Origin of the sequence: Pseudomonas sp. RIT288, from assembly GCF_000631985.1 — a bacterium.
Classification (GTDB): domain Bacteria; phylum Pseudomonadota; class Gammaproteobacteria; order Pseudomonadales; family Pseudomonadaceae; genus Aquipseudomonas.
Genome location: NZ_JFYN01000016.1, coordinates 63,155 through 76,098 on the forward strand (window position 1 = coordinate 63,155; position 12,944 = coordinate 76,098).

Consider the following 12,944-nt stretch of genomic DNA (forward strand, 5'->3'; position numbering starts at 1 on the left):
ATTCCGAAATTACTGAAGCAGCTTCAGTACAGCGGAAGGCAGTTGGTTGGCTTGAGCCAGAACGGAGGTCGAAGCCTGCTGCAGAGTTTGCTGCTTGGTCAGGTTAGCAGTTTCTGCGGCGAAGTCGGTGTCTTGTACACGACCCTGTGCAGCAGTGGTGTTCTCAACGATGTTCTGCAGGTTGGCGATGGTGCTGGTCAGACGGTTTTGCGAAGCACCCAGGCTGGCACGGGTATCACCGATCGCAGCGATAGCAGCGTCGATTGCAGTGATAGCGTTGTCGATGTTGGAGCCAGCGGTAGCAGCGTCAGTACCGGTCAGAGCCAGAGTACCTTTGTCCACGGACAGGTTGACGGCGTCGAACTTGGAGCTCAGTACCAGGTCGATGTGGTTGGCAGTACCGGTGTTTGCGCCAACTTGCAGAGTCACAGTACCAGCCGAACCGTCCAGCAGGTTTTTGCCGTTCAGGTTGGTGGAAGCTGCGATACGGGTGATTTCGTCCGACATGTCGGCGAATTCTTTGTTGGTCGCTTTCTGGTCAGCAGTGCCGTTGGTGCCGGTACGTGCTTTAACAGCCAGTTCACGCATACGCTGCAGAATGTCGGTAGTAGCTTGCAGAGCGCCTTCAGCGGTCTGAGCAACGGAGATACCGTCGTTGGCGTTCTGGATAGCCTGGTTGCCACCGCGGATTTGCGATTGCATACGAGTGGAGATCTGCAGGCCAGCGGCGTCGTCTTTAGCGCTGTTGATTTTCAGGCCGGAAGACAGGCGCTGCATCGAAGTCGACAGAGCGTCGGAAGCGCGGTTCAGGTTTTTCTGAACGTTCAACGATGTGGTGTTGGTGTTTACTGTTAAAGCCATGACGAATTCCTCGTTGGTTGGGTACTGCGGCTTCCGGCCCTGGCAACCGCCGGGTATGGCCTAGAGAACCTTCGTAATAGTTATCGTCGGGTTTGCAGGTTGCTTGAGGGCTTTTTGAAAAAAATTTGCCATCACCCTGCCACCCCCGAGAAAACAAGGGCTTAGCGCCCTCCCAACCGCGAAAAACTGACGCCATAAAACTGACCCGAGCGCAAAGCCGCGGGCCAGTGCGGTCGCTCACGCTGCCAATCGTGCTTTTTGCAACACTTCGATCAACTCGTACTCCATCCAGTCAGCCAGCCCCAACCAGTCCTGACGCTCCTGACAGTCGAGCATCTGCGTGAGTACAAAGGCCCAGTCCTGCTGAATCGGCGCAGGCGCAGCTTTCAGCAACTGCTGCGCACCCTCGAACACATCGACCATATCCAGCGCCGCCTCGACATCACGCCCCAGACGAAACAGCCCGGCGCACTGACGGCACTCGTCGACGCACTGCTCAATCGTCGTCATTGCACAAACTCCTGATTGAACTGCGTCCCGGCGATCATTGCGCCTGCCCGACTGCTGTTGAAAAACTGCACCTGCGGATGCGCGGCGATATAACGCTCCAGCACGCACAGGTAACCGCGAAAGTTCAGCTGGGTGCTGACTCGTCGGCCATGGCCGTCCTGCACCCAATGCCGCGCCTGATCGACGCTCGGCCCCAGATCGCCGTCGTTCCAGCCGGCATGGGTCTTGTTCATCGGGAACGCGAAATCGGCGCCAAACAGGGTAATGCGCGACGCGCCCATTTTCACCGCCAGATCCACCGCCGGATGAATCACGCTGCCACCGACATGCAGTTGTCCGCGCGGATACTGCTCGCGCAACGCGGCGTAAACCGGACTGGCCGAGTAACCGCCGTAGCGCTTGCCCTTCCAGGCGGTCAGCACCGCAGGATCGCTCATGGGCAGATACACCAGCGGAATGCCAGCGGACTCCTCGAACGGCAAATGCCGAAAGCTGATGCGCTGATCGATAGTGACCACCAGATCCGGGACGATGCCGTGTTCGCGCAGTGGCCGGTAAGCGGTATCGACGCATATCAACAATGCACGTTCAGCCTGTGCGTGCACCGCCGCCAGACGCTGGAAATGCCCTTCCAGGGTCGGCCCGGTGCCGATCACATAGATTTCCCGGCCCTTGGCGCTGCCGAACAACTGCGCCACATCGTCATCGCCCAGCAACACCGGCAGGCAGTCCTGCAAGCGCTGTTGAATGAACGGCAAGTGCGGATCGAACTCACGATTGTTGAAGCTCAGGTGCACTTCACTGACCAGCCGATCACGGATCTTCGCGTTGAAGTCATCAGCCAGCAGCATCTCCGCCGGCAGGGCGAAAAACGGCGTGCAGATGTCTGACAGATCACCGGCATAGAACAGCTGCACGCGCGGATCTTCCAGCCATTGCCGTTGATCGAGGAGTTGCAGCACCAGCGCGAACAACGCGCCATTGAGGATATGCACGTACAACCGCTCAAGGCCAGCGCGCTCCAGCAGCACCGTCGGCAGATCACCGAGGCCAGTGCCATAGACATGCAACTGCGGTTTTTCCACCAGGCTGGCCGCCTGGATTCGGGCTTCGTGGACGCGGTCGTGGCGGCTGGTCAGTTGCACGCCATTGACGCTGAGCGTCGAGCCCAATCCCTGCACCAGTTCGGCTTGAACGACTGAGGTGTCTTCCGCCAGCAACCGCTCGAACAACGCCGGCCAGCGTTGCTGGATAACCTGGGCATTGGGTTGGAAAAACTCGCTCATGACGCCTCGCGTTTCGTTCGGGCAAAAAAATAGCGTTCAAGGGTAACCTTGAACGCTATTTTTGTATCCGCCGTTTTTAACCGACTCAAGGACGATAGATGATCGCCGAGCCCCACGACAGACCGACACCGAAACCGCTCAGGGCAATGCGCTGCCAGTCGGAATCGAGTACGTGTTTCTCCAGCAGCAGCGGGATGCTCGACGACACGGTATTGCCGGTCTCGACCATGTCCTTGATGAACTTCTCCGGCTCGCCTTCGAAACGTCGCGCCACCGCATCGACGATCGCCGCACTGCCCTGGTGAATGCAGAAGGCGTCGATGTCGTCAGCCTTGAGGCCGGAGTCGTCGAGCAATTCGTGCAAGTGCGCCGGGACTTTGAGCAGCGCGAAGTTGAACACCTGACGGCCGTTCATGAAGAACACACCATCGGTGACTTTCAGGTGCGGTGCGCCGGAACCGTCGGTGCCGAACTTGGCCTTGCCCAGCGCCCAGGACGGGTCTTCGCCCATCCAGGTGGCGGTGGCGGCATCGCCGAACAGCATGGTGGTGTTGCGATCTTCCGGGTCGACGATTTTCGAATACGGGTCAGCGGTAATCAGCAGGCCGTTCTTCAGGCCGGCGGCTTCCATGAAGCCCTTGATCGCGTAGATGCCGTAGACGTAACCGGAGCAGCCCAGGGAAATGTCGAACGCCGCGACATGGGTCGGCAGACCGAGTTTGTCCTGGACAATCGCCGCGGTGTGCGGCAGACCTTCTTCGTCACCGTTCTGGGTGACGACGATCAGTGCGTCGATCGATTCACGCTTCAGTTCAGGGTTGCTGGCAAACAGCGCATTGGCCGCTTCCACGCACAGATCGGAGGTTTCCTGTTCAGCGTCTTTGCGCGGCAGGAAGGCCGAACCGATTTTGCCGAGGATGAATTCTTCATCCTTCTCGAATTTTGCACCTTGTGCGTAATTGTCCACGCCGGCTACAGGAACGTAGCTCGCAATGCTTTTTATGCCAATCATTACGGCTTCCCAATAAAAAACAGCCCAAAACCACCGCTCGCAAGGATTCGAGGGGCGCCGACAAACAGAAAACGGCCGCCACGACGGGCAGCCACGGGGAGCGCAAAGGGCTATCACTGGAACCGATTACACGGCCAGGCGCCATCTCCCCGGTCAATACAATACAGTGAAGATGCGCGTTATGACTCGCAGGTCACGCTATTTTGCCGAATCGGGTGCAGATCGGGTTATTCGACCAACGACCAGTCCAGCGGCGTGCCACGTTTGATCGCCTGACGAGCGCGGCGACCGAGGACGGCATCGGTGTGCTTGGGCGGCAGACCGAGGCCGGGGCGAATGGCGCGCAGGTTGTCCCGAGTAAAGGGATCACCCGCGGCCATGTCGGCGGCGATGTACAGCGAACGGCGATACACCACCGACTTGAGTTCGGCTTCCGTAGGGCCGTATTGCACGTGGCCCAAAGCCTGCCAGGCACGCTCGGTTTCCAGTACCAGGCTGGCCATTTCTACAGGCTCCAGCGAGAAACTGGCATCCACCCCACCCGCCGAACGGTCGAGGGTAAAGTGCTTTTCCACCACCGTCGCCCCGAGCGCCACGGCGGCCACGGACACGCCAACGCCCATGGAGTGATCGGACAGCCCCACCTCGCAACCGAACAGCTCACGCAGATGCGGGATCGTGCGCACATTGCTGTTGAGCGGCGTTGCCGGGTAAGTGCTGGTGCACTTGAGCAGCACCAGATCCTTGCAGCCTGCCTCACGGGCAGCGCGCACGGTTTCGTCGAGTTCGGCGATGCTGGCCATGCCGGTGGAGATGATCAGCGGTTTGCCGGTCGCGGCTACACGGCGGATCAACGGCAGATCGGTGTTTTCGAAACTGGCGATCTTGTACGCCGGCACATCGAGGCTTTCGAGAAAGTCCACCGCCGTGTCATCGAACGGCGTCGAGAACGCGAGCATGCCCAGCTCTTTGGCCCGGGCGAAAATCGGCGCGTGCCATTCCCACGGGGTGTGGGCCTTCTCGTACAGCTCGTACAGCGAAGTACCGGCCCACAGACTGTTCGGGTCCCTGATGAAAAACTCGCCCTCGGCCAGATCCAGGGTCATGGTCTGCGCGGTGTAAGTCTGCAACTTCAAGGCATGCGCGCCAGCCCTGGCGGCGGCCTCGACAATCTGCAGGGCCACCTCCAGCGACTGGTTATGGTTGCCGCTCATTTCGGCAATGATGAACGGCGGCGCATCGGCACCGATCAGACGCTCGCCAATCTTGAAACTACTCATCGCGGTGATCCTTCAAAACCTTGGTGAACGCGCAGGTACTCTGGGTGAATCCGGCGTCACGAAACACATTCAAAGACGGACGATTGCCCGGCAGGACCTGAGCGGTAATGGCGGTCATCTGCGGCCAGTGCTCGCGGGCGAACACCTCACCTCGCGCCAGCAGCGCCCTGCCCCAACCCAGACCGAAACGTCCGTCCAGCAGATACAGCGACACTTCAGCCTCGAATCCACGCAAGTCATAGCGCAAGACGCCAACCGCGCCGTCATCGGCCTCGGCAATCAACAGCAGGCGCTGCGGGTTGCACAGGCTCGCATTCAGCAAGCCCAAGTGCTGCGGCCATTCGATTGCAGCCGTGTCCAGTGACCAGCGCCGTACAGCCTCGGCATTGCGCCCCTCGAACAGCAATTGCGCATCACCGAGGGTCGCCGGGCGCAGCTTGAGCACCGCACCGGCCAGCGCCGCCGCCACGCGCAACGCACCGCGCCCATCGACCAGTTGGCGTGAACGCTCGGCCAGACTTTGGCGCAGATAGACATTGTCGACGACAAAACCGATGGCGTCGCGCAATTGCTCGACGCTGACCTGTTCACGGGCGCCCAGGAACACATGCGCCCCCGCCGCCGCCATCACTTCGCCGTTGACCTGCTGATTGTTCGATACCGCGATGCACAGAGTTGGCAGGCCCAGAGCCGCACGCTCCCAACTGGTGCCGCCACCGGCACCGATAAACAGATCGGCCGCGCTCATGCGTTGCTGGAAATCGCTGACGAAACTGTGCAGGCGCCAATGCGGCCGTGTTTCGGCCAGTGCCTGCATTTGTGCCCACGCAGGATTGTCTGCACCGGCGACGAAATCCACTTCCAGCTCGGTGAAATCCTTCAGTGCCAACATCGCGTGATGAGTCTGCATCGCCGCGTCGAAACCACCGAAATTCACCAGCACCCGGCGGGCCTTGGGTTTGATCTCGATGGCCGGGCAGACGAATTCTTCACGCAGCATGGCGTAACGCGGGCCGAGCAAGGTGCGGCAATCGGCGGGCAGCAGCGGCGCGTAGTTTTCGCTGAGACCGGACAGGTTCTGATTGAGCAGCAGATCAACGCTGTAATGCCGGGTGGCGAGATCGTCCACCGCCGCGATCCGAGGCGCCCAACGACGGGCAGCGGTCTGCCACTGATAGTCGAGGCCGTAGTGGTCGGCAATGATCCAGTCGAATGCGGCGTGACCTGCCAGCAAGGCGTCCAGAGCATCGATGTCAGCCTGCCATGGCAGCATCGATTCGATGGCTTGCTGCGGGTCTTCGTCAGGGTAGACATCCGGCAATGCGAAGGTCTCGAAACCTTCGGCAGCCAAGGCATCGAGCCGATGCCCCGGCAACCGCCGGCAGGCAAAGGCGACATGACTGCCCTGTTTGCGCAGCACTCGCGCCAGCGTCAGGCAGCGGGCGATGTGGCCACTGCCAATGGTCGGCGAAGCGTCAGCGCGGATCAGCACTCTCATTGCAGTTCTCCGCCGGCCTTGAGCGCGGCGTAGAGGTATTCGGCGCGCTTCCAGTCTTGCAGCGTATCGATGTCCTGCACCAGATGCCGCGGCAGTATCACCGGCAGGCTGGCGGGTGAATACAACACATCACCGCGCAACCACGCCTCGCTACGGCCCCAGTAGAACTGGCCGGCGTCCTGAAAGGCGTCGGGCAGATCCTGCGAGCGGGTGTTGCGAAATTCCGGGTACAACGCGGTAAGCGCGCCCTCTGCGTCCAGCGTCAGCGCCCGCTGCACCGGGAAACCAAAGCTGCACACTGAGAACGTGAAGGCTTTGTCCGGGTGCTGCTGCAGCAGCTCAAATCCTTGCCGCAGAAATCGCGCCTGCAACAACGGCGCGGTGGCGTATACGCAGCAGGCATATTCAAAGACCGGCAATTGCTGCAAGGCATGCACAATCACCGCAGCGGTGCCGGTGAAATCATCCGCCAGTTCAGCCGGGCGCAGGAACGGCACTTGCGCGCCATGGGCTCGCGCCAACTCGGCAATTTCGGCGTCATCGGTACTGACCACGACCTGTTCGAACAGGCCACTGTCGAGCGCCGTACGGATCGAGCGAACAATCATTGGCACGCCGTCGAACGGCAACAGATTCTTGCGCGGGATGCGCTTGCTGCCGCCACGGGCCGGGATGATTGCAACGCTGCTCAAGGACGTTTTTCCAGCAGGAACCAGGTGACGTCGTCCGCCGGGAATTGCGGATCACGGTGATAAACAAAGCCGTAATCGAGCAGTTGCAGATCCGGATAGCGATCAAGTATTTCGCCAGCGAAATCGCGCTTGAACAGTTTGCCGCTGTTGCCGCGATAGGACACTTCCACCGGCGCCGGATTGTAATACTCGGCGATCAGGATGTAGCGCTGGCTCAACGCATACAACTGCGCATAGGCGGTCGGCAGCAGCTCCGGCGCCAGATGGATCAGCACGCCTTTGCTCAGGGTCAGGTCGTAATTGCGCTCGCGGAGAAAGTCGAACAGCGAGCCGTGCCAGATCTGCGCGATGCCCAGTGCCCGCGCCTGAGCACAGGCGTTTTGATTGATCTCGACGCCGAACAATTCACTGTGCGGCAGCAGTTGATGCAGCGCCTGCAGGTTGTTGCCGGCATTGGTGCCCAGCTCAACCACACTGTCGATGCGCCCGGCGCGGCTCAGGGCCTTGGCGAACAGCGCCAGATTGGCCGCCACCAGCGGCTGACCGACGTTGCGATCGACGTACTGGTTGCCGAAATCGCCCTGCCAGAATTTTTCCTGCTCACTCAGATCACGCATTGCACAGTCTCATTCACCGCCGCAGCGGGATTTATTCGGTCAGCCGGCGCAATTGCTCGACCACATGATCCTGCTGCTCATCACTGAGCAACGGATACAGCGGCAGGCTGATCGCCTCGGCGTAATAACGCTCGGCTTCGGGGAAGTCACCTTCGGCAAAACCCAGGTCGCGATAGTACGGCTGCAAATGCACCGGAATATAGTGCAGGTTCACGCCGATGCCGGCGGCACGCAAGCCTTCGAACACCTGACGGTGGGTCAGGCCGATGCGCTCGGTCTGCAGGCGCACCACGTACAGGTGCCACGCCGATTCTGCCTCCGGCTGCGCGCCGGGCAAGGTCAGCGGCAGATAGGCCAGCAAACGCTCGTAACGCGCGGCCAGTTCGCGACGACGGGCGATGAAACCGTCCAGTTTGGCCAGTTGCGACAGACCCAGCGCCGCCTGCAAATCGGTGATCCGGTAATTGAAGCCCAGCTCGATCTGCTGGTAATACCACGGGCCGTGGCTGGGTTCGCTCATTTGCTGCGGATCGCGGGTCATGCCATGGCTGCGCAGGCGTTGCAGACGCTCGGCCAGTTGCGGGCGATTGGTCAGCACCATGCCGCCTTCGGCGCTGGTGATGATTTTCACCGGGTGAAAACTGAACACGGTCATCGCCGCAAATTCCCCGCAACCCACCGGACGCCCGGCGTAACTGGCGCCCACCGCATGCGAGGCATCTTCGATCACGGTGAAGTTGTAGCGCTCGGCCAGTTCGGCAATCTTGCGCAGGTCGCAGCTCTGCCCGGAGAACGCCACCGCCACCAACACTTTCGGCAGCGTGCCGTCCTGCTCGGCCTGATCGAGCTTCGCGGCGAGGGCGAAGGCATCGAGGTTCCAGGTCAGCGGATCGATGTCGACGAAATCGACGTCGGCGCCACAATAGCGCCCGCAGTTGGCCGAGGCCAGAAAAGTGTTCGGCGTGGTCCACAAGCGATCGCCCGGGCCCAGGCCGGCAGCAAGGCAGGCAATGTGCAGCGCCGCGGTGGCGTTGCACACCGCCACCGCGAAGTCGGCCTGGCAACGTTCGGCCATCGCCTGCTCGAAGCGCTCGATAGTCGGGCCCTGGGTCAGCCAGTCCGATTGCAGGACCTCGACCACCGCATCGATGTCCGTCTGATCAACGCTCTGGCGACCGTAGGGAATCATGCCGACAACTTCGCGTGCAGCTCGGCGATCTGCCCGACCGAGAGGTAGTGCGGATTGGTGTCGGAGCGGTATTCGAAATCTTCACTCACCGGCCGACCACGTTCGCCGAGCTTGTCGACGGCAAAATCGACATCGACGCTGGTGAAGCGGATCGAGGGCTGAATGGTGTAGTGGTCTTCGAACTCCAGGGTCATCCGCGCATCGTCCAGCGGCACCATCAGTTCATGCAGTTTTTCCCCCGGACGAATACCGACGTTCGTGTGCGGCAGATGCTCGGCCATGCCCCGCGCCAGATCGACGATGCGGATCGACGGGATCTTCGGTACGAACACTTCGCCGCCGTGCATCCGCGCAAAGCTGTCGAGGACGAACTGCACGCCGTGATCGAGGGTGATCCAGAAGCGCGTCATGCGCTCGTCGGTGATCGGCAGCTCCTGCGCACCGTCGGCAATCAGCTTGCTGAAGAACGGCACCACCGACCCCCGCGAGCCCGCCACGTTGCCGTAGCGCACCACGGCAAAACGCGTTTGTTGTTCGCCGGCAATGTTGTTGGCGGCGACGAACAGTTTGTCCGACAGCAGCTTGGTCGCACCGTACAGGTTGATCGGGCTGGCCGCTTTGTCGGTGGACAGTGCCACAACCTTTTTCACGCCGTTATCGATGGCGGCGGCGATGATGTTCTCCGCGCCATTGACGTTGGTGCGGATGCACTCGGTGGGGTTGTACTCCGCCGCCGGCACCTGCTTGAGCGCCGCCGCGTGCACCACGTAGTCGATGCCGCGCATGGCCTGCCGCAGACGGTCGGCGTCGCGCACGTCACCGAGAAAATAACGCATGCACGGCGCGTTGAACGTCTGCTGCATTTCGTACTGCTTGAGTTCATCGCGGGAGAACACCACCACGCGCTTGGGCTGGTATTGCTCAAGCAGACGGGCGATGAATTTGCGCCCGAACGAGCCGGTGCCGCCAGAGATGAAGATTGATTTACCGTTGAACATGTGCTGATTCCTGTTCCTTGTCCGACGGACTCAAGCGAGTAACTGTGCCCAGTCGATCGAGGCATTTTCAGCCAGCGTAAAACCTTTGCCGGTCAGGGCCAGGTTGGCGTTGTAGGCCGGATCCTGTGCAAAGGCGCCGCTCCATTTTTCCCGCAAAGCCTGCAGCGCCTCGGAGGCTTGCGGCAGCTCGCCGGTATGCAGCACCTGCACCGACGGCGTCCAGACGGTGAGGTAGCCCGCCTGTCCAGCCTTGAGGCACAGATCGACATCGCTGAAACCGCTGGCGAAATCGACTTCGTCCAGACCGCCCAGCGCGTCGAACAGTTCTTTGCGCACCATCAGACAAACCTTCGACACCGCCGAGTAATTCTGCTCGAGCGCCAGACGTTGCATGTAACCCGTAGCCGCATGTTTTTCGCCGATAAAGGCCGATCCCACGCCGCCGTTCAGACCGAGAATCAAACCGGCCTGAGAGACCTTGCCGTCGCGGTCGACCAGTTTGGCACCGACGATACCGACCTCGGGACGCTGGGCATGGTTGAGCAACGAATCGATCCAGTTCGGATTGACGATTTCGCTGTCAGTGGCCAGCAGTACCAGGTATTCACCCTGCGCCTGTTCGCTGGCGGCGTTGTACAACGCAACCTCACTCAGTGGCTGGTCGGCACGCAACACGTTCACTTTGCCGTTGCGCAATGTGCCCAGCCAGTCGTTGACCTGCGCCGACTGATTCGGGTTGGCCGCGATCAACACTTCGTAGCGGCTGTAACGGGTACGCAGCAACACACCTTCGAGGCAGCGACGCAGGACCACCAGATCATCACCGGCAGGCAGGATGATCGACACCAGCGGCTGCTCGGTATGGCGATAATCGACTTGCCAGGTCCCCGGCAGCGACGACGTGACCTTGGCCTTGTAGCCGCGATTGGTCAAATGGCGCAGTAACGCCTGACGCTCATGGGCCACTTCTTCCTGCGCCGGAACCTGGGTGATCAACAGCGGCTCGTCAAGATGCGCCAGACCGTCGAGGCCACCCTGCTCAATCAGGCGCAACAACAGGTCGAACTCCAGCGCCTTGCTGAAATCCGCCTGGTATCCGCCCGCTTCAAGGAACACGTCACGACGAATCAGCCAATGGCGCGCCATCAACGACGGGTTGCTTTGCAGCAAGTCGAGATTGAAACCAGGGCGGAACACGTCGATCAGCGCGCCCTCTTCATTGCGCTGGATTTCATCAGTGGCGACCGCGCGAAGGCCCGTGGCCGACATCAATTCCAGGCCGGCACGCAGCAGGCCACCCGCGGTGAACTCATCGCCCACTTGTGCCAACAGCAGCCAGTCGCATGGCGACTGGGCCGCACTCAGGTTGAGCTTGTCGACGAAATTGCCCGGGGTGACGCGGACAAAGTGCAAAGTGTTCTGCGCCGTGGTCGCAGCCTGCGGCTCGCCCGTGGTGAAGACCACGATCTTGAAGGCTTTACTGTGACCTTCAACCAGGCTGTCGAGGGTTACCTGCAACTTGTCGACGTTGTTGTCCAGGTCCAGCAGGAAAATGCCGAACTGTGGCCCGCCGTTGTTCGCCGCCAGGTAAGCGGCAATCAGCGCCCGCTGCTCGGCGTCCGGCGTACGGCACGCCAGCCATTCGAGCAAACGTCCCGAACGCATCTTGCTGAAGACCGGGTAATGATCGGCCTTCGACACCGTCTCGAGACGCGCATCCCAGGCAGCCAGTTCCTGAGCTTGTGTGTCATCGCCGGATGCCTGCAGTTGCTCGACCAGACGCTTGACCACTCGGCGATTGAACGCGTTGCTGTCGTGGGCCTGCCACAAGCGATCGAGCACACTTTCCGGGGTATCGTTATTGCGGGCCTGCTGCAGGTATTCCTGCCGGGTCCAGACACCCTCGAGCTGTTCCAGTTGCACACGGCCGGCCGGCATCGCATGCAAGAGAAATTCGAACTCGGCCAGCAAGTCAAAAAAGCGCTGGTTGTAGAACGGCATCTCGACGTACTGCAGCGGCCCGAATCGGCGCTCCGGGGTTTTGGTTACGTTGTTCCAGATGGACTGGAAAATCAGCTCGGCCGTCAGTGCACGACCGGTCACCAGGCTATCGGTCATCGCCGCGAAGCTTTCCAGGGCGAACGCCTTGCGCTGCGCCTGGTCGAGGTCGGTGATCCCCGTCGGGAGCGAGGCGAGGAATTCGGCGAAGGCCTCACGCTCGGCCACCGATTTGGCATCGGTGTACGACAGCGCGTGATACACCTCGGTGTTGTGGTCAGAGAAACCGACGTTGATTTCGCGTACGACATACGGGATCGGCAGTACGCGCGCCTTGGCGTTCGCCAGCAGGTAGTAGCTGTGACCAATCTCCTGCCATTCGAAACTGGTGCCCGCCGGCAATGCCGCATACCAGTCCTGGATGATCGCGGTTCGGCACACGCCATAGAACGGCGGTACGTACTGATGCATGAAGTCGAGGACACGATCCTCGGCACGTTCCGACGCGTAGTCTTCGCAGATTTTCTTGTCGCGGCGGTAGTAACTGACACTCCCGGCCAGCGCCAGGTACATCAGGCAATAGCCGTGGCACAAACCGTAGTCGCGGTTGGCTTCAAGGAAGCTCACCGATTCGGCCAACGACTCATGCAGGATGAAATCGTCGTCGGCAGCGAAGACCATATACGGCGTGGTCAGTTGCTCGACGCCGTAAGTCAGTTTGGCCTGCATGCCCCAATAGGCGAATTGCGGCAGGTGCTGATAATCGACCGAGGAAAAGTCACCTTCCGGGCGCTCGGGGGAAGAGTCCAGCACCAGCACCTTGCAAGGCAGGCTGCTGTAGTACTGCAGCGCTCGACGCAAAAAAGCCGGGCGGTTGTGGGTGATCAGAACCACCGTCAGCAACTCGCTCAATGGCAGCCTGTTTTCAGAAACGTACTTGCCTTGCATAACTTCTCCCACAATCGGCGAAACCGCCCGAAAAACGCTTTGATGATGGAACCGA

The 12,944-nt window shown here is 60.7% G+C and carries 11 protein-coding genes; all 11 read right to left on the reverse strand.

The window, feature by feature from the left end; genetic code table 11:
- Positions 1–9: 9 nt before the first annotated feature.
- Positions 10–861, reverse strand: coding sequence for a flagellin domain-containing protein (locus BW33_RS16110; protein WP_047599988.1), 852 nt, complete (start codon positions 859–861; stop codon positions 10–12).
- 237 nt (positions 862–1,098) lie between these two features.
- On the reverse strand, positions 1,099–1,371 hold the full coding sequence (locus BW33_RS16115; protein ID WP_047599989.1) for a hypothetical protein: 273 nt from the start codon (positions 1,369–1,371) through the stop codon (positions 1,099–1,101).
- Positions 1,368–2,657, reverse strand: coding sequence for a motility associated factor glycosyltransferase family protein (locus tag BW33_RS16120; protein ID WP_047599990.1), 1,290 nt, complete (start codon positions 2,655–2,657; stop codon positions 1,368–1,370). Before BW33_RS16120 ends, BW33_RS16115 begins: the two co-directional genes overlap by 4 nt.
- Before the next feature lie 85 nt (positions 2,658–2,742).
- A complete protein-coding gene (locus BW33_RS16125) occupies positions 2,743–3,669 on the reverse strand; it encodes a ketoacyl-ACP synthase III (protein WP_047599991.1) in 927 nt (308 codons plus the stop codon).
- A gap of 227 nt (positions 3,670–3,896) precedes the next feature.
- Positions 3,897–4,949 carry a pseudaminic acid synthase gene (pseI, locus tag BW33_RS16130; RefSeq protein WP_047599992.1) on the reverse strand — a complete coding sequence of 351 codons (1,053 nt, stop codon included), beginning with the start codon at positions 4,947–4,949 and terminating at the stop codon, positions 3,897–3,899.
- Positions 4,942–6,447 carry a UDP-2,4-diacetamido-2,4,6-trideoxy-beta-L-altropyranose hydrolase gene (gene pseG, locus BW33_RS16135; RefSeq protein ID WP_047599993.1) on the reverse strand — a complete coding sequence of 502 codons (1,506 nt, stop codon included), beginning with the start codon at positions 6,445–6,447 and terminating at the stop codon, positions 4,942–4,944. Before pseG ends, pseI begins: the two co-directional genes overlap by 8 nt.
- Positions 6,444–7,139: a pseudaminic acid cytidylyltransferase gene (gene pseF, locus BW33_RS16140; RefSeq protein ID WP_047599994.1), complete on the reverse strand. Its 696-nt coding sequence runs from the start codon at positions 7,137–7,139 to the stop codon at positions 6,444–6,446. The genes pseG and pseF overlap by 4 nt, the downstream gene beginning before the upstream one ends.
- On the reverse strand, positions 7,136–7,756 hold the full coding sequence (locus BW33_RS16145) for a pseudaminic acid biosynthesis-associated methylase (RefSeq protein ID WP_047599995.1): 621 nt from the start codon (positions 7,754–7,756) through the stop codon (positions 7,136–7,138). Before BW33_RS16145 ends, pseF begins: the two co-directional genes overlap by 4 nt.
- A gap of 31 nt (positions 7,757–7,787) precedes the next feature.
- Complete coding sequence (gene pseC, locus BW33_RS16150) at positions 7,788–8,945, reverse strand: UDP-4-amino-4,6-dideoxy-N-acetyl-beta-L-altrosamine transaminase (RefSeq protein ID WP_047599996.1); 1,158 nt, start codon at positions 8,943–8,945, stop codon at positions 7,788–7,790.
- Positions 8,942–9,943, reverse strand: coding sequence for a UDP-N-acetylglucosamine 4,6-dehydratase (inverting) (gene pseB, locus BW33_RS16155; RefSeq protein ID WP_047599997.1), 1,002 nt, complete (start codon positions 9,941–9,943; stop codon positions 8,942–8,944). The genes pseC and pseB overlap by 4 nt, the downstream gene beginning before the upstream one ends.
- Before the next feature lie 30 nt (positions 9,944–9,973).
- Complete coding sequence (locus tag BW33_RS16160; RefSeq protein WP_047599998.1) at positions 9,974–12,889, reverse strand: glycosyltransferase family 2 protein; 2,916 nt, start codon at positions 12,887–12,889, stop codon at positions 9,974–9,976.
- Positions 12,890–12,944 lie beyond the last annotated feature (55 nt).

What these genes read in the sequence shown, in the direction of transcription:
- BW33_RS16110 (WP_047599988.1), bottom strand. Translation starts at nt 861, where the DNA reads ATGGCTTTAACAGTAAACACCAACACCACATCGTTGAACGTTCAGAAA.
- BW33_RS16115 (WP_047599989.1), bottom strand. Translation starts at nt 1,371, where the DNA reads ATGACGACGATTGAGCAGTGCGTCGACGAGTGCCGTCAGTGCGCCGGG.
- BW33_RS16120 (WP_047599990.1), bottom strand. Translation starts at nt 2,657, where the DNA reads ATGAGCGAGTTTTTCCAACCCAATGCCCAGGTTATCCAGCAACGCTGG.
- BW33_RS16125 (WP_047599991.1), bottom strand. Translation starts at nt 3,669, where the DNA reads ATGATTGGCATAAAAAGCATTGCGAGCTACGTTCCTGTAGCCGGCGTG.
- pseI (WP_047599992.1), bottom strand. Translation starts at nt 4,949, where the DNA reads ATGAGTAGTTTCAAGATTGGCGAGCGTCTGATCGGTGCCGATGCGCCG.
- pseG (WP_047599993.1), bottom strand. Translation starts at nt 6,447, where the DNA reads ATGAGAGTGCTGATCCGCGCTGACGCTTCGCCGACCATTGGCAGTGGC.
- BW33_RS16145 (WP_047599995.1), bottom strand. Translation starts at nt 7,756, where the DNA reads ATGCGTGATCTGAGTGAGCAGGAAAAATTCTGGCAGGGCGATTTCGGC.
- pseC (WP_047599996.1), bottom strand. Translation starts at nt 8,945, where the DNA reads ATGATTCCCTACGGTCGCCAGAGCGTTGATCAGACGGACATCGATGCG.
- pseB (WP_047599997.1), bottom strand. Translation starts at nt 9,943, where the DNA reads ATGTTCAACGGTAAATCAATCTTCATCTCTGGCGGCACCGGCTCGTTC.
- BW33_RS16160 (WP_047599998.1), bottom strand. Translation starts at nt 12,889, where the DNA reads ATGCAAGGCAAGTACGTTTCTGAAAACAGGCTGCCATTGAGCGAGTTG.